The organism is Cognatundibacterium luofuense (genome assembly GCF_018139685.1).
GTDB lineage: Bacteria > Pseudomonadota > Gammaproteobacteria > Burkholderiales > Burkholderiaceae_D > Undibacterium > Undibacterium luofuense.
In genome coordinates this window covers 70,473-95,007 of the sequence record NZ_JAGSPN010000012.1, presented here as the reverse complement: position 1 = coordinate 95,007, position 24,535 = coordinate 70,473, and the positions used below count along the sequence as shown (strand labels likewise).

19 protein-coding genes are annotated in these 24,535 nt (G+C 53.3%); 12 read left to right on the top strand and 7 right to left on the bottom strand.

Annotation, left to right across the window (positions count from 1 at the left end):
* The first annotated feature begins 146 nt into the window (after nt 1–146).
* Together KDM89_RS15280 and KDM89_RS15275 are read left to right on the top strand one after the other, a co-directional pair.
* On the top strand, nt 147–1,448 hold the full coding sequence (locus KDM89_RS15280; protein WP_212688783.1) for a glycoside hydrolase family 18 protein: 1,302 nt from the start codon (nt 147–149) through the stop codon (nt 1,446–1,448).
* Nucleotides 1,449–1,538: 90 nt separating this feature from the next.
* On the top strand, nt 1,539–2,573 hold the full coding sequence (locus KDM89_RS15275; RefSeq protein ID WP_212688782.1) for an HDOD domain-containing protein: 1,035 nt from the start codon (nt 1,539–1,541) through the stop codon (nt 2,571–2,573).
* 112 nt (nt 2,574–2,685) lie between these two features.
* Here KDM89_RS15275 and KDM89_RS15270 read toward each other — a convergent pair whose 3' ends face one another.
* Nucleotides 2,686–2,991 carry a hypothetical protein gene (locus KDM89_RS15270; protein ID WP_212688781.1) on the bottom strand — a complete coding sequence of 102 codons (306 nt, stop codon included), beginning with the start codon at nt 2,989–2,991 and terminating at the stop codon, nt 2,686–2,688.
* A 316-nt stretch (nt 2,992–3,307) separates the two neighbouring features.
* Between KDM89_RS15270 and KDM89_RS15265 the strand changes: the two genes are divergently transcribed.
* Both KDM89_RS15265 and KDM89_RS22870 read left to right on the top strand, forming a co-directional pair.
* Nucleotides 3,308–3,820 (top strand): chemotaxis protein CheW, encoded by a 513-nt coding sequence (locus KDM89_RS15265; RefSeq protein WP_212688780.1) that lies wholly within the window; start codon nt 3,308–3,310, stop codon nt 3,818–3,820.
* A gap of 38 nt (nt 3,821–3,858) precedes the next feature.
* Nucleotides 3,859–5,580: a methyl-accepting chemotaxis protein gene (locus tag KDM89_RS22870; RefSeq protein WP_212688779.1), complete on the top strand. Its 1,722-nt coding sequence runs from the start codon at nt 3,859–3,861 to the stop codon at nt 5,578–5,580.
* A 119-nt stretch (nt 5,581–5,699) separates the two neighbouring features.
* Here the strand turns inward: KDM89_RS22870 and KDM89_RS15255 are convergent, their stop codons facing one another.
* Complete coding sequence (locus KDM89_RS15255) at nt 5,700–6,338, bottom strand: LysE family translocator (RefSeq protein ID WP_212688778.1); 639 nt, start codon at nt 6,336–6,338, stop codon at nt 5,700–5,702.
* A 787-nt stretch (nt 6,339–7,125) separates the two neighbouring features.
* Here KDM89_RS15255 and KDM89_RS15250 point away from each other — a divergent pair.
* Nucleotides 7,126–8,652, top strand: coding sequence for a B12-binding domain-containing radical SAM protein (locus KDM89_RS15250; protein ID WP_212688777.1), 1,527 nt, complete (start codon nt 7,126–7,128; stop codon nt 8,650–8,652).
* Between the two features lie 648 nt (nt 8,653–9,300).
* Here KDM89_RS15250 and KDM89_RS15245 read toward each other — a convergent pair.
* Genes KDM89_RS15245 through KDM89_RS15230 form a run of 4 tightly spaced genes read right to left on the bottom strand, consistent with a single transcriptional unit; the run spans nt 9,301 to nt 12,554 of the window.
* On the bottom strand, nt 9,301–10,089 hold the full coding sequence (locus tag KDM89_RS15245; RefSeq protein WP_212688776.1) for a substrate-binding periplasmic protein: 789 nt from the start codon (nt 10,087–10,089) through the stop codon (nt 9,301–9,303).
* Nucleotides 10,089–10,400: a metal-sensing transcriptional repressor gene (locus tag KDM89_RS15240; protein WP_212688775.1), complete on the bottom strand. Its 312-nt coding sequence runs from the start codon at nt 10,398–10,400 to the stop codon at nt 10,089–10,091. Before KDM89_RS15240 ends, KDM89_RS15245 begins: the two co-directional genes overlap by 1 nt.
* A complete protein-coding gene (locus tag KDM89_RS15235) occupies nt 10,390–11,880 on the bottom strand; it encodes a sensor histidine kinase (protein WP_212688774.1) in 1,491 nt (496 codons plus the stop codon). Before KDM89_RS15235 ends, KDM89_RS15240 begins: the two co-directional genes overlap by 11 nt.
* On the bottom strand, nt 11,877–12,554 hold the full coding sequence (locus tag KDM89_RS15230) for a response regulator (protein WP_212688773.1): 678 nt from the start codon (nt 12,552–12,554) through the stop codon (nt 11,877–11,879). The genes KDM89_RS15235 and KDM89_RS15230 overlap by 4 nt, the downstream gene beginning before the upstream one ends.
* A gap of 192 nt (nt 12,555–12,746) precedes the next feature.
* On the opposite strand from KDM89_RS15230, the gene KDM89_RS15225 reads away from it, so the two are divergent.
* The 6 genes from KDM89_RS15225 to KDM89_RS15200 all read left to right on the top strand — a co-directional run bounded on the left by KDM89_RS15225 (nt 12,747) and on the right by KDM89_RS15200 (nt 22,885).
* Nucleotides 12,747–13,898, top strand: coding sequence for an ABC transporter substrate-binding protein (locus KDM89_RS15225; RefSeq protein ID WP_212688772.1), 1,152 nt, complete (start codon nt 12,747–12,749; stop codon nt 13,896–13,898).
* A 149-nt stretch (nt 13,899–14,047) separates the two neighbouring features.
* Nucleotides 14,048–15,019: a Bug family tripartite tricarboxylate transporter substrate binding protein gene (locus tag KDM89_RS15220; RefSeq protein ID WP_230427897.1), complete on the top strand. Its 972-nt coding sequence runs from the start codon at nt 14,048–14,050 to the stop codon at nt 15,017–15,019.
* A 52-nt stretch (nt 15,020–15,071) separates the two neighbouring features.
* Entirely contained in the window at nt 15,072–16,166 is a 1,095-nt protein-coding gene (locus KDM89_RS15215; protein ID WP_212688771.1) for an ABC transporter substrate-binding protein, read from the top strand.
* Nucleotides 16,167–16,245: 79 nt separating this feature from the next.
* Nucleotides 16,246–18,024 carry an ABC transporter permease gene (locus KDM89_RS15210; protein ID WP_212688770.1) on the top strand — a complete coding sequence of 593 codons (1,779 nt, stop codon included), beginning with the start codon at nt 16,246–16,248 and terminating at the stop codon, nt 18,022–18,024.
* A gap of 41 nt (nt 18,025–18,065) precedes the next feature.
* Entirely contained in the window at nt 18,066–19,130 is a 1,065-nt protein-coding gene (locus KDM89_RS15205; RefSeq protein ID WP_212688769.1) for an ABC transporter ATP-binding protein, read from the top strand.
* Between the two features lie 776 nt (nt 19,131–19,906).
* Entirely contained in the window at nt 19,907–22,885 is a 2,979-nt protein-coding gene (locus KDM89_RS15200; RefSeq protein ID WP_212688768.1) for a bifunctional diguanylate cyclase/phosphodiesterase, read from the top strand.
* A 34-nt stretch (nt 22,886–22,919) separates the two neighbouring features.
* Here the strand turns inward: KDM89_RS15200 and KDM89_RS15195 are convergent, their stop codons facing one another.
* Nucleotides 22,920–23,765, bottom strand: a complete 846-nt coding sequence (locus KDM89_RS15195) for a Dyp-type peroxidase (protein ID WP_212688767.1) — start codon at nt 23,763–23,765, stop codon at nt 22,920–22,922.
* A gap of 211 nt (nt 23,766–23,976) precedes the next feature.
* Between KDM89_RS15195 and KDM89_RS15190 the strand changes: the two genes are divergently transcribed.
* Nucleotides 23,977–24,489: a hypothetical protein gene (locus KDM89_RS15190; protein ID WP_212688766.1), complete on the top strand. Its 513-nt coding sequence runs from the start codon at nt 23,977–23,979 to the stop codon at nt 24,487–24,489.
* Nucleotides 24,490–24,535: the final 46 nt, after the last annotated feature.

Sequence of the window (24,535 nt, the reverse complement as noted above, 5' to 3'; positions counted from 1 at the left end):
CCATACCAGTGCCGTTGCGGTACAACACTGGTATGCAGCGCTGCCGAGTGTCAGACGAGGCTGGTCTGATGCCGCAGAAAAATGTCTTGACCATCATGCCGGGCGCCGTTGAGCATATGCGGCACTGAGAAACCGGATTGTGCGCTATGAAACGACTGTTATCCCTGCTGTTTTGCTTACCACTGATGCCAGCGGCTCTCGCTGCAGAAACGCCTGCTGAACATGTGGTCATGGCTTACGGGCTGATGCCTGAGCCGGGAAAACCAGCGTTCCGGCTGAGTGCCGTGCAGGCAAAGCAGCTGACGCATCTGAACATGGCATTTCTGACACTGAATTCTAAAGGCGAATGCATCACGGAAACGGCGCTCAGTGCAAAAGATCTGAAAGCACAACAGACAGCCTGGCGGGAAGCACGTCGTGAAAATCCTTCGCTGCGGATTTTATTATCGGTCGGCGGCTGGGCGCACAGCAATGATGACAGCCCGGAAGCTGCATTTTTCCGTGAGGCTGCCGCTTCGGAAGAAGGACGTCGCCGCTTTGCTCAATCCTGTATGCGCATGGTGCGGCAATTCGGTTTGCAGGGACTGGATATCGACTGGGAATATCCGCGCCCTGAAGACAGTCTGAACTTTGCGAAACTGTTGCGCACAGTACGTACGGAAATGGAAAGACTGCCAGCGCAAAATATGCCTTCGTATCAGATCACCATTGCAGTGCCGGGTTCTGCTTTCGGTTTATCACGCATTTACACACATCTGCGCGACATCGCGCAGCAGGCAGATTATCTGCAACTGATGACCTATGATTTACACGGCCCCTGGGATCAGCAAACCCATCATCAGGCGCATTTATTCGCAGAAAAAGATGAAGCACTGTTCCACCATCCGCTGCGTGCACTGGCACCGGCTGATTTGAGCGATACAGAGAAAGACCGGCTTTACCCGCCGATGTTTGCGATGACAATCGATGCAGCAGTTCAGCAATACCACACCGGTGGCGCCCCTGCACGTAAACTGGTGATGGGTATTCCGTTTTATGGCCGCGCATTTTTTCAGACAGGTAGCGCGAACCGTGGTTTATTTCAGCCATTCGTCACACAGGCCGGAGATCACTACACTGGGCCTAAAAATTTGCTGCCCGGCTGTGTCAGTTGCGAGCGCAGCGGCGATCCGCGCATTCCGGATTACGCCGATCTGGTGAATTTACTCAACAGCCGTCAGGGATATGAAGCGCATTTTTCAGATCACAGTCAGGCCAGCTGGGTCTGGCATCCGGAGCGGCGTGTTTTTGTCACTTACGACAGTGCGCAAGTAGTACAACGCAAAATGCGTTACATCCGTGAACAGGGTCTGGCCGGTGCGATGGCCTGGCAGCTTGGCGGCGACCACCCGCAACACAGTCTGCTGCAAATCATGTCACTGGAACTGATGCAGAAAGCACACCCCTGAATTCCGGCTTTCAGCTAAGATGTGAGCAGAGATGCCGGGGCACATACCGGCACAGGATGTTTGTTCTCTTTCTTTTTTCCGCCAGAACGATTGAAATCTCTGCTCTTACGCTTACTCGGCCTGCAAAAAAGCAGGCAAGATTCCGGTCCTGCAGAGTCCGGTCAGACTGTCATGGGTACACTGGAAGCAACGCCCACCGTCAGCTTCGAGTGGGATGCCGGACCACGCTTACGGGCGCGCTATCAGCAATGGCTGTTGGGCGACAAACTCGGGCCACCAAGTCCTTATATAGAACGCACGCTGAACGCAGCCATCGATAAGCTGCTGACCGACAGCCAGAGTTCTGAACTGATTCCTCGGGTGCCGGCAATCCTGCCGCAATTGCTGAAAGACTTACGCAATCCCGATGCCACCGCGCAGGGACTGGCGCAACAAATTGCCAAAGATGTAGTGCTGGTCGGCGCGCTGCTCAGTGAAGTGAATTCGTCTTATTACAGTCCGGCGACACCGATACGCAGTCTGGATAAAGCCGTGACCTTGCTGGGCTTACAGGGTTTGCGCATTCTGATTGCGCGCACAGCATTCCGGCCCCTGATTCAGTCGGATCAGGGCTTGCTGACCAGTCAGCTGGCTCCGCTGGTCTGGGCGCACAGTGAACGTACCAGCATTGCCACCAGTCTGCTGTACACCCAGCAGGGGCATGACAGTTTTAATGGCTTTCTGGCAGGGATGCTGCTGAACGTCGGGCTGATCGCCTGTTGTCGCGCAATTGACCGTACCGGCGTATCCGCTACCTTGCCGGGTTCCGCACAGTTTCTGAATCAGTTAAATGAGAAAGCTTCATTACTGTCTGCACAAATCGGACAGCAATGGCATTTCCCTGATCATGTGTCAGAAGCAGTGTTAGCGCAGGATGCGACAGATCACGCGCAGGAAGGCTTATCACTGTGCCTGCATCAGGCACAGCAACTGGCGCGTATGCATCAGCTGTGCGGATCGGGTGTCATGGAACGTGAAGAATGCCTGTTCCAGCTCAGCCCTTATCCGACGCTGAACCGCTGCTGGGTAGCCATGGATGCACTGGAGCAGGATGGCGAAGAATCACAACGCAATGTTCCGCACTGACGAAGCATTGTGTTCTGATCCCCCGCGCTGCCTTCTGTGCACATGTTACCCGGGCGGTGATCTTTATTTCGCGCTGCTTATCAATTTGTTTTCTTAACATCAGAAAACCCCATCAGCTCGGATCATTGGCGCGGTATGCCTGTGCAACTTCCGGTTGATGTGCCTGATCAAATGCCAGTTTTTCCTGCTCTGTCAGTTTGCGTGCGCTGATGACCACTTGCTGTGGCACCTGACCTTGTGTATCAAACGCGATTTTCTCTTCAGTGCTCATGCGTTTCGCGGTGACCGTGACAACCTGATCAGCAACCGGTGCTGTGTTTGTCTGTACCGGCGTGTTCCATGCTTGTGCTACTGCCATCAGGCCGGCAAAACCAGCAATTGTCAGAATCAGGCGGGATTTCAGTGTCGTGGTTTTCATTTCAGTTCTCCTTGTTGAGTGATCGGATAGCTGTACTGTAGAGGAGCACCGGATGTCTATCTACCGCATTGCGACAAAATGCGGAATTCGCGGCGTGAAGTGCGGGAAAGCGGAATGAGTGTGAACTTTTGTGAAGGTAGCAATCAATTGGTGTGTTTTGCACTATCCTGAATGTAAGGATCGTTGCTTGTGAGCAAGCTAAGTCTGTGACGGGCTGGCATTTCCGAATTGACAGCACTATCATGGTTGCGTGGTCTGACTCTGGTCGGGCCGGCCCGCATTTTCCTTCAATTTGATTATTCAAAAGGTAATTTTCATGCTGAACAGCACTGCATCCACCGCTAACGCTCACAACGACGACCATCACGCTGGCAGCTCAAAAACGTCAGAATATCTGGCTTTCCGTCTGGGTAAGGAAGAATATGGTATTGATATCCAGCTGGTGCAGGAAATCCGTGGTTACGAATCCGTGACCCGCATCGCGAATGCACCTGACTTTATGAAAGGTGTCATGAATCTGCGCGGTGTTATCGTGCCTATCATCGACCTGCGCATCAAATTTGAACTGGGTGAGCCAACCTATGACTCATTCACCGTCGTCATCATCCTGCATATTGAAAACACCATCGTCGGTATTGTGGTCGACAGCGTTTCCGACGTTATTAATCTGAACGATCAGCAAGTCAAACCGGCACCGGAACTGGGATCAACCATTGACTCCAGCTTCCTGCGCGGCCTGGCACCACTGGATCAGCGTATGGTGATCCTGATCGATATCGCATTACTCATGAAAACACCTGATATGGGACTGCAGTTCGGACAAAAATAATCCCGCATCAGGCTCTGACAACCCGGGGGAGCACAACGATGTCTATTGCAAAACGTTTATATCTGCTGATGGCAGCCAGTCTGATCAGTGTGCTGATCGTGGCAGCGGCAGGTTTGATTCAGATTCACAAAGTGTTTGATGCGGCCAATTATGGCAATCAGAACACGGTACCGAGCCTGGCTGATTTGAATGATGCAATGAACAATGGTGCACTCGCCCGGTTGCGGGTATGGCAGTTTATGGCAGTGGATGATCCGGCGACCCGCGACAAGATCATTGCAAAAATGGCAGACAACGATAAAGCTGTTGAAGATGCGTTGAACCATTATGAAAAAGAAAATTTATCAGACGACACTGATAAAAAGCTTTTGGCTGATATCCGAAAAAATTACGAAGATTTTTCTAATCTGCGGAAAAAGACCGTCGGTCTGGCCAAAGAAGGCAAACTGGACGAAGCCCGAGATTACATCTTAGCTAATCAGGCCATTCCTGAAAAAATGGCAGTGGCATTCAAAGCAAGCTATGACTACAACGTCAAACTTGGCAAAGAAGGTGCTGATACTGCACGGAGTACCGTCAGTAACGCCACCATGATTGCACTGGGCGTATCTGTATTAGGTATCTGTGTCATTTTATTTATGGGTTTAACGCTGATCCGTAAAATAGTGTCATCGCTGGACTACGCAGTGGATATCGCAGAAACAGTGGCTAAAGGTGATCTGACCCGTACTATCGACGTCAGCAGCAACGACGAAGTAGGGCAGTTACTCAATTCGCTGAATACCATGAACGGCTCGCTGGCCACACTGGTCGGCAGCGTCCGCACCAGCACCGACAGCATCAATGCTGCATCCACAGAAATTGCCAGCGGCAATATGGATTTGTCGTCCCGCACTGAAAGTCAGGCCAGCTCACTCGAAGAAACCGCTTCGTCGCTGGAAGAACTGACCAGTACCGTTAAACAAAATGCGGACAATGCGCGTCAGGCCAATCAGCTGGCCACCAGTGCCTCAGAAACTGCGCGCAAAGGCGGCACCGTGGTTGGCGAAGTCGTGGAAACCATGAATGAAATCAATGATTCTGCCCGCAAAATTGTGGACATCATTGGTGTTATCGACGGTATCGCCTTCCAGACCAATATTCTGGCGCTGAATGCAGCGGTGGAAGCGGCACGTGCCGGTGAGCAGGGTCGCGGCTTCGCAGTGGTGGCTGCCGAAGTACGCAGCCTGGCACAACGCAGCGCAACGGCTGCCAAAGAAATTAAAGTGCTGATTGATGATTCTGTAGGCAAGGTACAACGCGGCACAACGCTGGTCAGTCAGGCGGGCAGCACGATACAGGAAGTGGTGCAGAGCGTGCAGCATGTGTCCGATGTGGTCAGTGAAATTTCTGCTGCCAGTCAGGAGCAAACTGCCGGTATTGATCAGATCAACGTGGCAGTTACACAAATGGATGAAACCACGCAGCAAAATGCGGCGCTGGTGGAACAAGCGGCTGCGGCTGCATCTGCGCTGCAGGATCAGGCACATGCGCTTTCCGTCATTGTGGATGGTTTCAAAGTGAATCAGCACAGCGGGCAAGCTGCTTCAGGATTCAGTGCGGCTGCCAGCCGTCCGGTCGTGGCACAGGCTGCGCCTGCTGCCGCAGCACGCAAACCAGCTGGCAAACCCGCGTTAAAAGCCGTACCCGCACCGCGTCCGGCTACGCCGTCCCGCGCCAAACCCAAAGATGACGATGCGGGAGACTGGGAAGAATTCTGAGTCTTACATCGGCATACATGCAGATCGTCATTCTGCACAGGCTGAAAAAAAGCGCGTCACAGTAAGATGACGCGCTTTTTCTTTTTGCTGAATACGCTGAACAAGGTTCAGGTTCGCATTCAGCTCCCTGTGAACCACGCCAGACTTGTCCACAGCAATTTTATGCCGAATCCCCCGATCACCAGTGCCGCCAGCCGGGTCATCTGGATTGCGGAACGGGCATACCAGCGCTGAATCAGCGTTTGTGAAAATGCCAGCGAAATAAACAAATGCCAGGTCATGGCATTGGCCCATGCCAGCAGGACAGCACAGGCGATCAGCCAGACCGGTGGCTGATGCGGCAGAGCGGTGGCAAATACGCTGCCGAAGAACAGCGCAGTTTTCGGATTCAGAATATTGGTCAGAAAACCGGTGCGGTAAGCCTGCCATCCGGTATAGCGCAGCGGTGCGCTGGCTGCTGCCTGTCCGGCAGGTGCAGCAGACGGCCACAGCTTCCATGCCAGCCACAGTAAATAGCCACCGCCACCCAGTTGCATGGCAATGCGCAGCCATGGATAAGCGTGAAATACCCAGCCTATGCCCAGTACGGCCAGGCTGGCCCAGACCAGCGTTACCGTGCAAATACCCAGCGATGCCTGCAATGCGGTGCGGCGCTGGCCGCTGGCGGCCAGTTGACTGACCAAGAAAAAATTGGCGCCGGGGGTAACCAGCAAAATCCAGTGCATCAGGGCAATGGTAGTGAGGGTTTGCAGTATCAATTCAGGCTTTCAGACTTTCAAACGATGAGATGCCGGATCATGCATCAGATTTTATCTATCGTGCTGCATTTTCCGGCATAAGAGTGCAGACAGGCTTGAAACAATTCGATCGTAACAGATGCTTACAAAATGATTCCATTCAGTTAACACCAGACTTTATCGAAGGAAATACGGCAGTATGCGTATTTTGCAGTGCACAATTTAAAAATAAGCATATGAAATGTGAAATTCTAATGACATTCAAAAAGCGTATATCTCATTATTTGAATATGTCATTGGATTCGGTTCTGCTCACTCTCTATCATACGCACATCGAATCAACCAACCCTTTAAGGAGAAAACACCATGATTAGTCTGATGATTCTGGCTCAAATCGTTGCAAGTATTGCTATTCTGACTGCTGCTCTGGCTGACTGATTATTGCACCGCAACATAAGCTTGATTGTTTGTAGTACTTCCTGTCTTCCACTGAACGTTCGTTCAGTTCAGCGACTCCCGCCGGAGAGTTGCCCGTCCACAGCGACGGCGTTGTCAGCAAGATCCTGGTGCGATGTGTGTCACATCCTTTCCGCACCGGTGACAAGTTGTCCGGCAGTTTTTCCCTCTTTCTGATTCTTTCCCCCGTTTTGCGGTATGTGCCGCTGCACTTCCTTTCACAGCAGATTGCTGACTTTGCACGCGCTTGTCCTTTTTTGCCTCGCTGCCACAGGGTCAAATTCTGTGTCAGACGGTGATGGCCGCCTGTGTCAGCGTACAATACCGGCTGAATGATTCTGATGGCCGTACCATGACTATTTTGCTGACTACCCTGAATGCCCGTTATGCCCATGCCGCGCTGGGATTGCGTTACCTGCTCGCGAATATGGGCGAACTAACGGAGCAAACCACGATACAAGAGTTTGTGATCGGCTTGCGGCCAACCGATATCGTGGAAAAAATTCTGGCGCACCGTCAGCCGGATCAGAAACTGATCGTCGGTTTTGGTGTGTATATCTGGAATGTGATCGAGATCACGCAAATCGTGGCGATTCTGAAGCAGGTGGCACCGGAAGTGGTGATCATCCTCGGCGGCCCCGAAGTCTCGCATGAAACCGATAAGCAGGAAATTATCCGTCTGGCCGATTATGTCATTACCGGCTGGGGCGATATTACTTTTGCTGAACTGTGCCGCCAGATTCTGAACGGCCCGAAACCGCTGATGAAAGTCCATGCCGGTGCGCAGCCGCCGCTGACCGAGCTGAAGCTGCCGTATCAGCTGTATTCCGACACCGATATCCGTCACCGCACGCTGTATGTGGAAGCCTCGCGCGGTTGTCCGTTCAAGTGTGAATTCTGTTTGTCATCACTGGATAAAACCGCGTGGCCATTTGATATTGACCAGTTTCTGGCGGAAATGGAATCGCTGTATCAGCGCGGTGCGCGTCTGTTTAAGTTTGTCGACCGGACTTTTAATCTGAATATTAAGACCAGTCTGAAGATCATGCAGTTCTTCCTCGATAAGCTGGAAGCCAATCCTGCTGATCCGGTGTTCGCGCACTTTGAAGTGGTACCGGATCATTTGCCGGATGCGCTGAAAGAAGGCATACGCAAATTCCCGGAAGGAACGCTGCAGTTTGAAATCGGGATTCAGAGTTTTAATCCGGAAGTACAAAGTCTGATCAGTCGTAAGCAGAATAATCAGAAAGCCGCTGAAAATATCCGCTGGCTGTGTACCGAATCGCATGCGCATTTGCATGTGGATCTGATTGCCGGTTTGCCGGGTGAAACCATGGAAAGCTTTGGTAAAGGCTTTGATCATCTGGTTGAGGTCGGACCGCATGAAATTCAGTTTGGTATTCTGAAGCGTTTGCGCGGCACGCCGATCATCCGCCATACCGATGAATACGCGCTGCGTTTCGATCCGCAACCGCCGTACACGATTCTGGAAAACCGCGACATTCCGTTCACTGACATGCAGCGTCTGGTGCGTTTTGCGCGTTACTGGGACATGGTGGCGAATTCCGGTCGTTTTGCCAACACGCTGCCGGTAATGCTGGGCGATGCACCGTTTGCCCGCTTCATGGCGTTCTCTGACTGGATTTTTGCGAATACCGACGCTACCCACCGTATCGCACTCGACCGTCTTGCCGCGCTGGTCAGCCAGTGGCTGCAGCAGCATGATCAAATGCCGGCCGACGAGGTCAAAGCCTTGCTGGCAGGCGATTACGCCGGCAGTGCCCAGCATCAGCAGGGTGCCAGCCACAAAGGTCAGCAAGCGAAAGAAGCCAAAGGCAAATCCACACCGCAACGCCAGCGCCAGCATCTGGCTGCCTGAGTCCCCGCAGCCAGCGCCCGCTGGCTGTTTTTCCCGTCATCATTGTGCAGAAGTCCGCATCAGGCATTTTCTGAGGCCCGGACTTTCTGCCGACGACCGCCGGATCGCTATGCAGAACACCGCATTTAAGGCATTTTCAGCCTTTTTCAGCGCTGCGGCAGCCTGTCAGACGTCTTCCTGTTTTTTCTGTGGATAAATGTGTGCATAAACCCCGCCTGAATTGTTGATATCCGCAGGGATAAGTACGGGAAAATACAGGGATAACTTGCTGCTTGTCAGCATCAGACACCTGAAAACACCTGTGTTTTCAATATTCCTTTCACAAGTAAGCAGATCAGCAAGCTGTTTTTCCTCAGCAGCAAAAACAGATACTCTGCTGCTGAAAATATCAGCAATCCTGCATTGCCAGAAACCACACGCAATGCAAGCGTTCAGCAGGAAGGAAAATCACAGCCATCACGTATTCTATCGCTCACGACATTGTGGATAACACTGTGAAAAAGTACTCTGTATCAGTGAATAACAACAGGATAAACCTGATAAATGCCTGATTTTCAGTGGATAAACACAGGGATAAGTGCTGTATAAACACTGAACAGCCGGTGGATAAAATTTTTCAGGAAAATCCCGCGCTGAACGGTATCTGCTTCAGCCCGGTTTACGCGGTGACAGCAGCACACGCTGCAATTCACCGTTACGGCGCAACTGGCCGATGGCGAGATTCAGACGACGCAGGATTTCTTCGTGCTTGGGCGTTGCCGCGAAGCAGAGTTCGTCGATCAGCAAAGGACGTTCGATGACCACAAAGTTTTCGCCGGGCTTCAGCGGTGATTTTTCTTCGGCCAGTAACTGATGCAGATACAGGCTGACTTCATCAGCGCGAGTATGGAAATCGCCGAACAGCATCACATCCATACGGCGGTTCATCAGCTTACGCAAACGCGCTGTGTGCGAGCTGACATCTTCTTCGATTTTAAACAGGCTGTTACGCCGTGCATCAAATTCATCGCCGTAACTGGAACCGCGCACCACACCCACGGTTTTGCCGCGCAAATCTTCGATGCTGCGGAAAGGGAACACCGCATCACTGCGCACCACCATCCAGACCTGATTACTCATAAACGGGTCGCTGAGTATCAGTTCACTCAGATTGCGGTTCATGCTGAGGCCAAACGCAATGCCTTCATGGTTACGGGTTTTTTCGAGTAAGCGCGGATACGGATAACGTTCAATCTCAAATTGCAGACCGGCCCGTTGTTCAATCAGATCCAGCAGACGCCGTACTTCGTCGCGCAGCGGCAGCATTTGTCCGGCTTCATTCCGGTTTTCACGCACATACAACACCATCTTCAGCAATGGCTGAATTTGTGCGTGGGATACCGGCATCCCTGCCAGCAGGGCCAGTCCGCAGAGTAAGGTGCGGCGCTGCCCGTTCATCAGGCAAATTTTTCGAGTAAGCGGGCAATGCGCTGTTGCTGCTGTTGCCAGCCTTCCGCATCGTCTGCGCTGGCGTTTTGCACAGCGTAACTGAGCAACAGGGCGTATGACTTATCCAGTGCTTTACGCGCTGCCAGCATTTGCTGCGCTACCAGTTCCTGATCGGCTGGCTGTTCCTGCGCAATCAGTTTTTGTATGCCACGGATCTGGCCTTCCACCCGTGCCAGCCGGTGCAGCAGATCTTTGCGCTGCGTCGTTTGCAACGCGCCTGATACTTCTGATACCGGGGAGGGGGTGTGCTCAGTTGTCATGATGTTCTGTGGGCTTCGGTGAGATACCTGGGGGGAGTATCGCAGAATCCGGCGGAGCCAGGCAAGCAAAGTGTATCGTCACGCACAAACCGCGCGTGTGACTGTTGTCTTGCGGGCAGGCATCGGATAAACGAATTTGTCCGTGATGCAGCATCACGATATCGTGCACAATCGCCAGCCCCAGACCACTGCCACCGGGATTGGTGTGTTGTGCGCCGCTGGCACGGAAAAACGGTTCAAACGCTTTTTCCTGATCTGCCGCGCTGAGACCCGGGCCGGTATCGCAAACGCTGAGTCTGAGTTGCTTGCCTTCCTGCAGCAACCTGACCGTGACGGAGCCGCCAGCCGGTGTATAACGGATTGCGTTATCCACAAGATTGCTGAGCATTTCCTGCAACAGCAGCGCATGTCCGTGCAGATACACAGCAGGCGGCGCGTCCAGTTCCAGATCCACTTGCTTACGGACCGCAGGCAAAGCCAGCTCCAGACAGACTGTGCGCGCCAGATCCGCCAGATTCAGGCTGGCCATATCTGCCGCAGCAAGACCATGCCCGGTTCGCGCCAGCGTCAGCAAGCGGTTTGCCAGATGCACCGTGGTATCGGTGGTGGTGGCAATACTTTCGACGATGCGGCGCATCGCTTCCGGATCCTGTTCGCGCAAAGCCAGCTCGGCCTGGGTTTTCAGTACTGTCAGCGGCGTGCGTAACTGATGTGAGGCATCCGCAATAAAGCGTTTCTGGCTGCTGATTAACTGATCCAGCCTTTGCATATAGCCATTCATTGCCAGAATCAGCGGACGTACTTCATGGTGCACCAGATCCGGCGAAAATCCGGATAAATCGGTCGGTTCGCGTTCCGCCACACGCTGGCTGAGTTCCAGCAAAGGTTGCAGCACAAAGTGCAGCGCCAGCCACACCAGACCAGCTACCGCCAGCACCAGCAAAGCCTGCCGCATCAGCGTATCGATCAGGATTTTGCGCGACAAACCACGACGGGCATCCAGCGTTTCTGCCACTTCCACCAGCGCGATGCCGCGCATCTGATCGTCATACACTGGCTGATGCAAAGCAGCCACGCGCACCGGCTGCCCCTGATATTCGGCATGGAAAAAATGCACCAACGCCGGATACACATCCGACCTTGCGGCATTGCGCGGCAAGTCGGGCAAATCTTCATATCCGGACACATATTCACCGCGTATGCCGGTCACGCGGTAATACAAGCGACCCAGCGTATCGGTTTCAAAACTGTCGAGCGCCACATACGGCACATCGACTGTAACTTTGCCATCCACAATCGCCACCCGCTCACCCAGCGCCCGTGCAGAGGACAGCAAAGAACGGTCATAGGCCAGATCGGCCGCTTCTAAGGCATTGTTGTAAACAGAAAATGCATTCACCACCACCAGCATAATCAGCGGGATCAGCAGCCAGCGTAAAAACTGACCGTGCAGACTGCCCGGCTGCGCTGGTTTGCTCATGGACGCGCTTCCAGCAAATATCCGATGCCGCGCAGCGTCACAATCGCGACATGTCCCTGACTGACGGCGTCCAGCTTTTTACGCAGACGGTGAATATAAATTTCAATCGCATCGACATTCGCATCATCATCGAGCGCAAAGACCTGATCGAATAATTTCTCTTTCGGCACAGCCTGCCCGGGACGCGAAATCAGCACTTCCAGCACAGCATATTCGCGCGGCGTCAGCGACAGCGCCGTACCGTCATAAAAGAATTGGCGCAACACCGTATCAAAGCTTAATTGTCCGCATTGCAGTACCACAGCTTCATTGCCCTGCGAACGCCGCAGCAAGGCTTTCACCCGCGCTTCCAGTTCTGCCAGTTCAAACGGTTTGGCCAGATAATCATCTGCGCCCAGATTTAAGCCCTGCACCTTATCCTGCAAACCGCCACGCGCCGTCAGTATCAGTACCGGACATTTGCTGCCACGCGCGCGCATGCGTTTCAGTACTTCCAGCCCGTCCATTTTCGGCAGGCTCAGATCCAGAATCACCAGTCCGTATTCCTGCGTCAGCAACAACGCATCCGCATCCGCACCATTACCCGCTGTCTCCACTGTCAGCCGCGCATCACGCAAAGCACGCGCCACCCAGTGCGATAATTCCTGATGATCTTCAACCAGCAATATCCGCATATATTCATTCCATCGTATAGGGAAAATCAGTACCGTTTTCTGTCGGTACCGGCACACATTCTGAATTTTTTCAAATTCAGAATGGCACAGTTTGCCGTCAAATGCGATGTCTGGCTGTGCATTTTGCGCCGATCAAACACATAAAATCGTGTTTGCATAATGAAAGCGAACTGAAAGCATGGATCTATACATTTGCGCACTGTTTCCGCAATGCATCATTTATTCTCCATGCCCTTATCCCGTCGCCGCTGGTTATCACTTTATCCCGCCTTATTATTCAGTGCTGTTCCGGCCCGTGCCGATAACCCGATCCGCATCGGCCAGTCTGCAGAAATTCAGGGACTTGCATCTGAAAACCGTTCGGGTGCACTGCTTTATTTCGAACAGATCAATCAGCGCGGCGGCATACACGGACGACCACTGGAACTGATTTCGTATGATGATCAGCGACTGCCGGAAAAAGCCCGTGCCAACACGCTAAAACTGATCCGTGAAGACCGTGTAACCGCGTTATTCGGTTACCGCAGCACGGCAACTGTCGAAGCGGTTATTCCGTTACTGGAACAGTATCAGATCCCTTTAATTGCACCTTTTTCCGGCGCACAAAGTCTGCACCAAAAAGGCAAGGGCTATATCTTTCATCTGCGGGCAAGCTATCACGATGAAGCTGCGCGCATGGGTGACATGCTGCAACGTATGCAAATGCAACGCATCATGACTGTCACACAGGATGACAGTTTCGGACAAGACGGCCTCGCAGGATTTCAGCTCCAGCTGAACCGGCTGCAGATCCAGCCCTTACAGCAATTGAAATATTCGCGGCAGGATACCCAGTTAAATCAGATCATTGCGGCCATTATCAGCCAGCAGCCGCAAGCCGTTATGATGGCCTGCACGCCGTCTGCTTGTCTGAGGATCATGAAGCAGGTACTGGCTTCAGGGCAACGTCCGCAGTTTCTGATGCTGTCGAATGTCAGCTCGCAGCAGTTTTACAGTGAGCTCGGCGATCCGGGGCGTGGTATCGGCGTCACGCAGGTTATGCCTTATCCGCAGGATATCGGTGTACCACTGGTGCGTGAATTTCATAAAGCGATCCGCCAGTTCAAAGCAGGAATGCCTGCCAGCTATGCGTCACTCGAAGGTTATGCTGCTGCAAAACTGCTGTGCGAAGGGTTGAAGCGCTGTGTTACAGAACTCACAGCGTCGCAACTCATGAGCGCACTGGAAAGTATGCCAGCGACGGATCTGGGCGGCCTGCAGATCAGCTACAGCAAGAAAAATCATGCTGGCTCTTCGTTCGCGGAACTGACTATACTGGGCAAGAACGGTACGGTTGTGCGCTGAACGCAATTTTTTTCTTCTGTTTTTTGTCGTTTTCCCGCATAAGACCGTACTCCGTTCCGGAACTCCAGACATCTGAAAGCTTGCTGAAAGTCTTGGCCTTTTAAGATCTGTGCATCATTCCTCTGAATGTAAAAAAAACCGGACCGCTTATGACGATGCGCCACCTCCTTTGCACGATGTTGCTGACAGCTTTCGTACCAGTTGCCAGCGCCAGTGTTTTCCAGACACCGGATGCGGTGCGTCCGCGCTGTATCGTACCGGCGAAGCCCGGTGGCGGAATGGATCTGAGCTGCAAACTGGTACAAAAAGTGATGCCATCGCAAGCGTTTCAGATCAGCTATCTGCCGGGTGGTGTCGGTGCAGTAGCATGGACAACACTGCTCAGTCAGCGCAAAGCCATTCCAAACACGATGGTCGCGTTTTCCGGCGGCTCATTGCTGAATATTGCTGAAGGCAAATTCGGTAAGGCAGATGCGACGCAGGTGCGCTGGGTCGCCGCCATCGGTACTGACTACGGCATGATCGCGGTTCGTAAAGATGCGCCGTACAAAACCCTGCGCGAACTGATGGAAGCCTTGCGCAAGCAACCTGGCCGCTTTGCGATCGGTGCAGGTGGCACAGTCGGCAGTCAGGACTGGCTGAAAATGGCGCAGATCGCCCGCATCGCCGGTGTCGATCCGAAAGCACTGAAACTGGTCGCCTTTGAAGGCGGCGGTGAATCCTTCACTGCCTTGCTGGCCAACCATGTGCAGATTGTGTCCGGCGATGTGTCAGAAGCCAGTCTGCATGCCAAAGCCGGTGACATCCGGGTGCTGGCGGTACTGGCAGATGCGCGCCTGCCCGGAGCACTGGAACAGATTCCGACCGCACGTGAACAAGGTTATGACGTGACCTGGCCGATTATCCGTGGTGTGTACATGAGCCCCGGTATCAGTGATGGTGAATATCAGTACTGGGTCAGCCAGTTTGAGAAAGCAATGGAAAATCCCTCCTTTACAGAACAGCGAAAAGCGATGGGTTTATATCCGTTTTCGATGACAGGAAAAGCCTTAACCGATTATGTGATGCAAACGGTGGAACGTTACCGGGTGCAGGCAAAAGAACTGGGGATGGTCAGGTAATACCTGCACTTCCCGGAAAAAACCAAACCAGAAAATAACAGGAGAAGACAACATGCAAAGACGCCACTTTATGACCGGCTTGCTGGCTGCGATCAGCGTTTCCGGTACAGCCATTGCGCAAGTTCCGGCGGGCTACCCTGCGGATTATCAGAAGATCGTTGATGGTGCGAAGAAAGAAGGCAAGCTGGTGATTTACAGCGCGACCGATACCAAAGCAGTGGAACCGATGATCAAAGATTTCCGCGCCATGTATCCGGATGTGCAGGTGGAATACAACGATATGAATTCCACCGAAGTGTATAACCGCTACATTTCCGAAATGGCAGCCGGTGGCAACAGCGCTGACCTGATGTGGTCTTCTGCGATGGATCTGCAGGTCAAACTGGTTTCTGACGGTTACGGCATGACATATGCATCGCCGGAAATTCCGGCCATGCCGCAATGGGCGGTGTGGAACAATGCCGCTTACGGCACCACATTTGAACCGGCAGTGTTCGTCTATAACAAACGTCTGGTGACGGCTGATGAAGTCCCGAAAACCCATGCTGAATTTGCAAAACTGCTGACGACCAAAGGCGATAAATTCCGCAATAAAGTCACCGCCTACGATATCGAAAAATCCGGTGTCGGCTTTATGTTCATTACGCAGGACAGCCGCGAAAATCAGCAATTCTGGGATCTGGCCAAAGCCTTCGGCAGTGTTGCCCTGCGTGTGCAATCCTCTACCGGCACGATGCTGGAACGTATTTCTTCCGGCGAAAACCTGCTCGGCTATAACATTCTCGGTTCCTACGCGCTGGTACGCGCGGCCAAAGATCCGTCCATCGGTGTTCAGATTCCGAAGGATTACACCCTGGTAATGTCGCGCGTGATGTTCATCAGCAAAGGTGCAAAACATCCGAATGCAGCCAAACTGTGGCTGGATTACACCCTGTCCAAACGCGGACAAACCATGATCGCGAATGAAGCCAAGCTGTATGCGATCCGTTCAGACGTGAAAGGCGAAACCACTTCCGCCGAACTGGCGAAAGTCATTGGTACCGGCCTCAAACCGCTGCCGGTCAATCCGATGTTGCTGCAGTATCTGGATCAGGCGAAACGCTTGTCCTTCCTGAAGCAATGGAAAGAAACAGCCGGTAAAAAATAAGTTACCGCTTCTTCTGTCTATGATCCGGGTCATTCTGACCCGGCATTCTTACTGTTAATTTGTATATTAAGGGTCGCTTATGAATACGCCCGGGCTGACTGCACCCCAATGGTGGCAGCGCTTTCACTGGACGCGTGCCATTGTCGTCACGCTGACACTGATCGCTATCCTGACACCACTGTCACTGATTTTTTATCAAAGCTTTTTAAATGCGCCGTTTTTTGCACCGGTCAAAGAACTGGGGCTGGATTCATTCCGCTTCATTTTTGATGATCCGGATTTCCGTCAGGCATTCAGTAATGGCCTGATTCTGGCAGCAGGCCTGACCGCCATCGCTGTACCGCTGGGTGGTATGCTGGCATTTCTGATGACCCGCACCGATTTACCGGGGCGCAGCTGGCTGGAACCATTGATTCTGGTACCGATTTTTGTATCGCCGATGGTAATGGCTTTTGGTTACGTGGTCGCGATGGGGCCGGTCGGTTTTTATACTTTATGGGCAAAACAGTTCATTGGTATTGAACCGTGGAATATTTATTCCTTCACCAGCATTGTCATCATTGCCGGATTGACGCACGTACCGCACGTGTATCTGTATTCTTCTTCCGCGCTGAAAAGTCTGGGTTCGGATGTGGAAGAAGCAGCGCGGGTCAGTGGTGCTTCGCCTTTCCGCGTCGCGCTGAATGTATCGCTGCCGATGATTATGCCTGCGCTGTCATTTGCCGGCGTGCTGGTGTTTTTCCTCGGTTTTGAAGTGTTCGGTCTGGTGCTGGTACTCGGTGATCCGGAAGGCCATCTGGTACTGCCGACCTATCTGTACAAACTGACCAACAAACTCGGTACACCTTCTTACCATCTGATGGCAGCAACGGCAGTCTGTCTGGTCGCCGTGACGATGCCACTGGTGATGGTGCAGCGCTGGTTACTGAAATCAGCGAATAAGTATGTGTCGATTAAAGGCAAGGGCTCACGCCAGAAACCACTGCCGCTGGGCAAATGGAAATGGCTGGCATTCGGTGTGATCGCAGCCTGGCTGCTGTTCACCATTGTTCTGCCTTTGTCCGGTATTGCACTGCGTTCTTTCGTGTCTTACTGGGGTGAAGGCGTACCGCTGGCCGAAGTACTGACTCTGCAGCATTTCCGCGATATTCTGGAACAGCCATCGCTGATGCGCGGCATTCTGAATACTGTGCTGATCGGCATTATCGGTGGTGCACTGGCTGTGATCTGCTACAGCGGTATCGCGCTGGCGATGCACCGCAAACCGGATATGGTCAGCCGCATGCTGGATTACTCGGTACTGGTACCGCGTGCCATACCGGGTTTGCTGGCTGGTCTGGCTTTCCTGTGGGTATTCCTGTTTGTTCCTAGCTGGCTGGAAACCTTACTGCGCACCAGCGAAAGTGGTTTATCGGTCTGGTTGCAGGAAAACCTGATTCCGCAACTGCGTGCGCTGCGCTCCACCATTGTATCGGTCTGGATCGCTTACACCGTAGTCTGGATGGCGTACGGCCTGCGCCTGATTTCGTCTGCCTTGCTGCAGGTTGGGCCGGAACTGGAAGAAGCCGCACGTGCGGTCGGTGCGCGCCGTGGTCAGGTGACACGCGATGTGACACTGCCACTGATTAAATACGGTCTGCTCGGTGCATGGCTGATGATTTTCCTGATCTTCGAACGTGAATACTCAACCGGCGTGTATCTGTTGTCGCCGGGTACCGAAGTCATTGGCGCGCTGATTGTTTCTCTGTGGGCCGGCGGCTCGGTCGATCTGGTTGCCGCCTTATCATTTATTAATATTACACTGGTTGCCATCGGCCTCGGCATTGCGCTGCGCTTTGGCGTCAAACTCAATCACTGATACAGCGCTGCCTGTTCATTACCGAAAAAGAGAGAAGCATCATGTCTGATTTAAGTGTAAAAAACCTGACTCTGGAATATGGCAGCGGCGCCAGCGCCAACCCGATTCTGAAAGGCGTATCGATGGAATTGCAGCGTGGCGAAGTGGTTGCGCTGCTGGGTCCTTCCGGCTCCGGAAAAACAACCTTGCTGCGTGCTGTGGCAGGGCTGGAATCCCCGAAAACCGGCAGTATTCAGATCGGTGACCGGGTGATTTTTGACGGTGCAAAAAATATCGAAATCCCGGCAGAACACCGTAACCTCGGTCTGGTATTTCAGTCGTATGCATTGTGGCCGCATAAAACCGTGAATGAGAATGTGGCTTACGGCCTGAAACTGCGCAAAATGCCGGCAGCGGAAATCGCGGTTAAAGTCAAAGAAGTGCTGAACCAGCTGGGACTCGGCCATCTGGGCGAACGCTATCCGCACCAGTTATCCGGTGGTCAGCAACAGCGCGTCGCGATTGCCCGTGCCCTGGTGTACAACCCGCCAGTCATTCTGCTGGACGAGCCGTTGTCGAATCTGGATGCCAAACTGCGTGAAGAAGCGCGTGCATTCCTGCGTGAACTGATCGTGCGCCTGAATTTGTCTGCACTGATGGTGACCCATGATCAGGACGAAGCAATGGCAATTTCTGACCGTATTCTGTTGCTCAACAATGGTGTGATCGAACAGCAGGGCACACCGCAAAGTATGTATGAAACGCCGCATACCCTGTTCACGGCAGAATTTATGGGCAGTAACAATAAACTGCGCGGACGCGTGTTACAGCGTGATGGCGACAAGGCAGTCATCGAGGTCAACGGTCGTCAGCTGAATGCCACCGTGCGCGGTGCGAATATGAGTCAGGATGCAACAGCGATTATCCGTGTTGAGAAAGTCCGCATCAGCCAGACCCCATCTGCCAATGCAATTGAGTTGCCGCTGACGACCTGTATGTATCTGGGTAACCGCTGGGAATGCCTGTTCGGTCATGCTGGCGAAGGTATCCGCGCCTATGCACCGCAACGTCTGGAAGCCGGTAATTACTGGCTGCAACTGGATGCTGACAAACTCTGGCTGTACTGATCCGGCGATACAACGCAGATCAGGTCTGGTTACGGTGGTTTGCCGTTTTTCAGCGGCAAACCACCGGATTGTTCACCGGTAGCAATTCATCCTGCGCATCAGCTCTGCACAGTCTTAGAACTCATTTCATAAATAGCCACGAGTGCGAACGCGAGGTGCCGGGATGCAGTGCGCGGCGGCGTAGCAGGATAAATGGATTGCACCGCAATCCACCTGCGAAGCGACTTCCGCATATTTGCGGAAGGCTACACTCAGCAGCACAGGCTGGTGCCTGTGCAAGCGACGCAACAAAGCAATGCGCCCGGCACCTCCGTTCCCGGAGGGTTTGCCTCATAGCGCACGCTGGACAGCGTTGGACGCGTTGTGAATAGCACCGCTATTCACTGCCTTGTCCCCTTGCAGGGCGCATGTGCGCTGGTAAGCGCACATCGTTACGCAGGCATGCAGCTTTGCTGCATGAATTCCCTGCTGCACCCTTGCCAGCCCGCGCTATGAGACAAACGCATCTCGCGGGTATTTATGAAATGAGTTCTAGTTGCGCTGTCATATCTCTGCTCTATCATACGCAGATACATTTCACGTATTACTCCGGACTCAGGCAAGGCGGTGCATACGTCATGAAATTTCTTCAGGGTGCTGTAATCCTCTGTCTCCTCTCAGCGGAATGCCGCATAATGCGCAAAAACCAGCCGACTGTTTACGTTTTCTGAAGGTCTGGCGGAACCCGGAGACCGTTATGCACGTCTGAGGTCTGGTTCATTTTGACAGGAACATCCATGCTGAATTTTTTCCGGCGCATGTTTCCTGCCACCAGTCAGCCCGGCTCTCTGGCCGGACGGCTATTGCTGGTGACAGGCTTATATGTGCTGTCTGGCTTGTACAGTTTCTCTGTACCGTTTCAAAACTCCGGTATCAGCCTGATCTGGCTGCCGGTAGGTATCGCGTTCGGCGCACTGTTGCGCTGGGGTGGCGCAATGCTGCCTGCCATCTTCACAGGTGGCCTGATACTGAATCTGACATTCAGCCACGATCTGCTGGCGGTGCTGGTACTGACCACCGGCAGTACGCTGGGGCCCTGGCTGGGCTGCCGTTTGCTGAAGCATTACGGTTTTGATCCGGCACTGGAAAACCGGCGTCAGGTACTGACCCTGATGGCAGGCGCTGCTGCCGGTTCAGCAATCTCTGCCATCACCGGCACCATGTGGCACGCAGGTAACGGACTGGAAGCGCCGCCGTGGTCTGCCTTACTGGTCTGGTGGGGTGGCGATGCACTGGGCGCAATGCTGACGGCACCGGTGTTCCTGACCATGAACCGCCATGCGCTGGACGGCTTACGTCATCAGAAACAGGAATTACTGATTCTGACGATGGTAATGGCCGTCGCCTGCTGGGCTGTATTCTTTTCCCCGTTTCCGGAATTACATTTACCCTTCCTGCTGCTCGGTCTGATGATCTGGCCGGCAATGCGGTTTGAAGTACCGGTGACGGCAAGCCTGAATCTGCTGGTGGTAATCGCTGCAACCTATGCATCATCCATCGGCAGCGGCGTATTTGAAAAATACACCAGCATCAGTTTGCTGACGCGCTGGGGCTTTATCTTTATGCTGACCATGATCAGCCTGATCACTACCGCACTGCGCAAAGAACATCAGGCCCTCAGCCAGCAAATGCATGAAGCGTATAACCGCCTGCAAAAACTGGCCTCGCGCTTACCGGGGCTGGCGATACAGTGCCGCATTCACGCTGATCAGCGCATTACGGTTCCGTACGCCAGCGACGCATTGCAGGACATGTTTGAGCTCAGTTATGAAGAAGTGCAGCATGACGGCACTCGCCTGCTGGCGCGCGCCCATCCCGAAGATTTTGAAGCAGGCCGCGCCTTGCTGCGTGAAGCCACGCGCCATCTGACACCATGGCAATGTGAATTCCGGTATTTCCGAAAAGATGGCAGCGAACGCTGGCTGTATATGGATGGTTTACCGGAACCCGAAGAAGACGGCGCCATGCTCTGGCATTGTTTCATCACCGATATCACCGACCGCAAACAGGCAGAAAGCGATCTGATGATTGCAGCCTGCACCTTTGAATCACAGGAAGCGATTTTTGTGATGGGACCGGACTGGCGTATTCTGCGGATTAATCATGCGTTCAGCCGTATCACCGGCTTTACGCCCGCAGATCTGATCGGTGAAAAATCACCGTTGCTGGAAACCGGTGCACAGTCTGATGAGATTTTGCCGGAGCTATTGCAAACGCTGGCCACCCAGCATTTCTGGCATGGCGAGTTGTGGCATACCCGCTGCCACGGTGACCGTTTCCCGGTCATGATCACGCTGACGGCGCTGCATGACCATCATGGCCGCCTCAGCCACTATGTCGGTTCGTTCACGGATATCAGCAAACACAAAGGTTATGAAGCGGAAATCCGGAATCTGGCTTTTTATGATTCGCTGACCCAACTGCCAAACCGTCGTTTGCTGACCGACCGTCTGGATCATTTACTGCGCCAGCATCAGCGCAGCCACGAACACAGCGCTGTTTTGTTTATTGATCTGGATAATTTCAAAACCCTGAACGATACGCGTGGCCATGATGCCGGTGATTTGCTGCTGATTGAAGCCGCGCGTCGCCTGCGTGAATCGGTACGTGACAGCGATACCGTTGCACGTCTGGGCGGCGATGAATTTGTGGTGGTGCTGGAAAGCCTCAGTGAAGAAAGAGAAGAAGCTGTGCAGCAAACTGACCGGATTTCAGAAAAAATCCGCAGCGTGCTGAATCAGCCTTTCCAGTTCACAGATTTTGAACATCATGCATCCTGCAGTATCGGCGTCTGTCTGTTCAATGATCGGGACATCACCGTCAAAGATTTGTTTAAACGCGCAGATACGGCAATGTATGAAGCCAAAACTGCCGGTAAAAATGCAGTGCGCTTTTTTGATCCTGCAATGCAAGCCATTTTGCTGGTACGCATGCTGCTTGAATCGAATCTGCGTGTAGCGCTGAGTCAGGACCAGTTCCAGCTTTACTATCAGGTGCAGGTGAATGCCGCCGGTGGCTTACTCGGCGCAGAAGCTTTGCTGCGCTGGTTCCACCCGGATCGTGGTTTCATTTCGCCGGGCGAATTTATTCCGGTTGCCGAAGAGGCTGGTCTGATTATTCCTATCGGTCGCTGGGTGCTGGAAACCGCTTGTGCTCAGTTACAGCAGTGGCAGCATGATCCGCTGACCGCTGATCTGACGCTGGCGGTTAACGTCAGTGCGCGCCAGTTCCGCCAGTCTGATTTTGTGGAACAGGTACGCTCAATGATTCAGCAATACGCTTTCCCGCCGGACCGCCTGAAAATCGAACTGACCGAAAGCACGGTGCTGGATGATGTGGATACCACGATCCGTACCATGCGCGACTTGCGCGCTCTGGGTGTCGGTTTCTCAATGGATGACTTTGGCACCGGCTACTCGTCGCTGGCTTATCTGCAAAAACTGCCGCTGACGCAGTTAAAAATCGACCAGTCGTTTGTACGTGACCTCAGTGAAGATGAAAATGACGCAACCATCGTGCGTGCGATCATTTCTCTGGGTGTGAATCTGGGACTGGATGTGATTGCGGAAGGAGTGGAAACCGATGCGCAGCGCGAATTCCTGATGTCACATCACTGCAATGCATTTCAGGGATATTTGTTCTCGCGCCCTTTACCATTGCCGGAATTTGAAAAGCTGGTACGTGAACGCCGCACAGCGGCGCTTTCTCAGGAATGACGATTTGTGCCGGCATTTGCCGGCACAATGATTTTCAGACTGTCCAGCCCAGTGGCGGACACCAGAAATACGCTGTGTTCAGCGGCTGGCTGAAGCGGAATAATGCATCGGTGATGCCATCTTCCGCACCGGACATACGGCACAACTGCGCTTCAAATGCCTGATAGCTGCGCGCAAACGCTACAAAATACAAACCGCCTTGCATGCCTTCTGACCACGGCATAGAACGGCGCAGCATAAATGCCGGCGGCTCAAAATCTTCCTGTGCAGTACGTTTCACATGTGCTGATTCAGGCGCATCGTCCAGTTCTTCATTATCGGAAAGACGACGACCAATCGCGTGATCTTTCGCCGGTTGCGCCATTGCTGCCAGCGCAGCGAAATCATGCTGCCATTGCTGAACCGCCACAAAGCTGCCACCGGCTTCCGTGACTGCCACCGCCAGCGCCTCATCATCCTGCGGATTTTCGGTTCCGTCTTCATAACCGGATAAATCACGGCCTTCTGCGTACCTGAAAGCGCTGACCTGATGCTGCAATTCAAATGCGGGCGCAAGCACAGCGGCAATACGCAATTGCTGATGCACCAGCGCACCACGCTCATCTTCACGCAACCAGATCCATAATGCCGCCGGTGCGGCAGGTATCGTTACCAGACTGCCTGCCGGCGCTGTAAATTCCTGCAATCCGCTGACCGGCAACGCCAGCGCCTGCGCCAGGGATGCGCCGATACCGGTGACGATGCGTACGCCATCGGTCAGCGCAGACAGTGCGCGTACCGTTTGCTGCAGGGTTGAATGATCTGTACCGGAACGGATCGTCCAGGTCAGATAACTGGCGTGGGCAGGAATGGCCTGCAGAATCGCTGGCTGATACGACATTGCTTACTCTCCTTCAACAGTCACCCGCGCACGGTGCAACGGGCCGATTGCCTGTCATTATGCCTCAGTTAGCAGCGCATGTCGGACGGGTAGGGCGGAACAGGCATACCGGAAAACCGCTATACTGGTATGCAGAGTCACCACATCACAGATTGGATGTTGCGCTGACTGCGACTGCAGCATTCGCTGTTCAGGAAATAAAGGTTTGTTTATGGTTTTGATTCTGACCCGGCAGGGCGCGGGGATTAACCCGTTTTTTCCGTTTTTGATTTCTCCTGCACGGCGTTATATCCGCGTGGTTGACTGGCTGCATTACCAGCGCTGGCTGCCATGGCTGCTGGGAGCGAATTCCGGCTTGCTGGCGGTCTTTTTCTTTCTGGCGATGCAGGATGAACCGGAGCAATGGGCCGGGGTTTATACGCTGGCATCTTTCGCCCAGTTTGCCTACATTGGCTGGCGCATATACACCGTCCGCAAAACCACCACACTGGATTTAAAACAGGGGGCAATCGCTGCCGGCGCTCCGCTGGTTGTGTGGCTGGAAACCATGAGTCTGGCCGCCGGTTTTCTGATGGCTGCCCAGACCGGATTACGGTTTGCGGAGAGTGGTGCTGATCACTGGCTGTTCTGGGTCATGGAAATTTTCTGCGCAGCATTTTTGCTGATGCCGGTACTGAATTTTCTGACACTCGGGCGTTACCAGAAAAAAAATCAACAGAAATAATTCACGGCAATCCCGGGTGCGTAGCACGTTTGTGGATAACAACATT

What these genes read in the sequence shown, in the direction of transcription:
- KDM89_RS15250 (WP_212688777.1), top strand. Translation starts at nt 7,126, where the DNA reads ATGACTATTTTGCTGACTACCCTGAATGCCCGTTATGCCCATGCCGCG.
- KDM89_RS15200 (WP_212688768.1), top strand. Translation starts at nt 19,907, where the DNA reads ATGCTGAATTTTTTCCGGCGCATGTTTCCTGCCACCAGTCAGCCCGGC.
- KDM89_RS15235 (WP_212688774.1), bottom strand. Translation starts at nt 11,880, where the DNA reads ATGAGCAAACCAGCGCAGCCGGGCAGTCTGCACGGTCAGTTTTTACGC.
- KDM89_RS15195 (WP_212688767.1), bottom strand. Translation starts at nt 23,765, where the DNA reads ATGTCGTATCAGCCAGCGATTCTGCAGGCCATTCCTGCCCACGCCAGT.
- KDM89_RS15220 (WP_230427897.1), top strand. Translation starts at nt 14,048, where the DNA reads ATGACGATGCGCCACCTCCTTTGCACGATGTTGCTGACAGCTTTCGTA.
- KDM89_RS15210 (WP_212688770.1), top strand. Translation starts at nt 16,246, where the DNA reads ATGAATACGCCCGGGCTGACTGCACCCCAATGGTGGCAGCGCTTTCAC.
- KDM89_RS15215 (WP_212688771.1), top strand. Translation starts at nt 15,072, where the DNA reads ATGCAAAGACGCCACTTTATGACCGGCTTGCTGGCTGCGATCAGCGTT.
- KDM89_RS15240 (WP_212688775.1), bottom strand. Translation starts at nt 10,400, where the DNA reads ATGACAACTGAGCACACCCCCTCCCCGGTATCAGAAGTATCAGGCGCG.
- KDM89_RS15190 (WP_212688766.1), top strand. Translation starts at nt 23,977, where the DNA reads ATGGTTTTGATTCTGACCCGGCAGGGCGCGGGGATTAACCCGTTTTTT.
- KDM89_RS15270 (WP_212688781.1), bottom strand. Translation starts at nt 2,991, where the DNA reads ATGAAAACCACGACACTGAAATCCCGCCTGATTCTGACAATTGCTGGT.
- KDM89_RS15280 (WP_212688783.1), top strand. Translation starts at nt 147, where the DNA reads ATGAAACGACTGTTATCCCTGCTGTTTTGCTTACCACTGATGCCAGCG.
- KDM89_RS15265 (WP_212688780.1), top strand. Translation starts at nt 3,308, where the DNA reads ATGCTGAACAGCACTGCATCCACCGCTAACGCTCACAACGACGACCAT.
- KDM89_RS15245 (WP_212688776.1), bottom strand. Translation starts at nt 10,089, where the DNA reads ATGAACGGGCAGCGCCGCACCTTACTCTGCGGACTGGCCCTGCTGGCA.
- KDM89_RS15230 (WP_212688773.1), bottom strand. Translation starts at nt 12,554, where the DNA reads ATGCGGATATTGCTGGTTGAAGATCATCAGGAATTATCGCACTGGGTG.
- KDM89_RS22870 (WP_212688779.1), top strand. Translation starts at nt 3,859, where the DNA reads ATGTCTATTGCAAAACGTTTATATCTGCTGATGGCAGCCAGTCTGATC.
- KDM89_RS15205 (WP_212688769.1), top strand. Translation starts at nt 18,066, where the DNA reads ATGTCTGATTTAAGTGTAAAAAACCTGACTCTGGAATATGGCAGCGGC.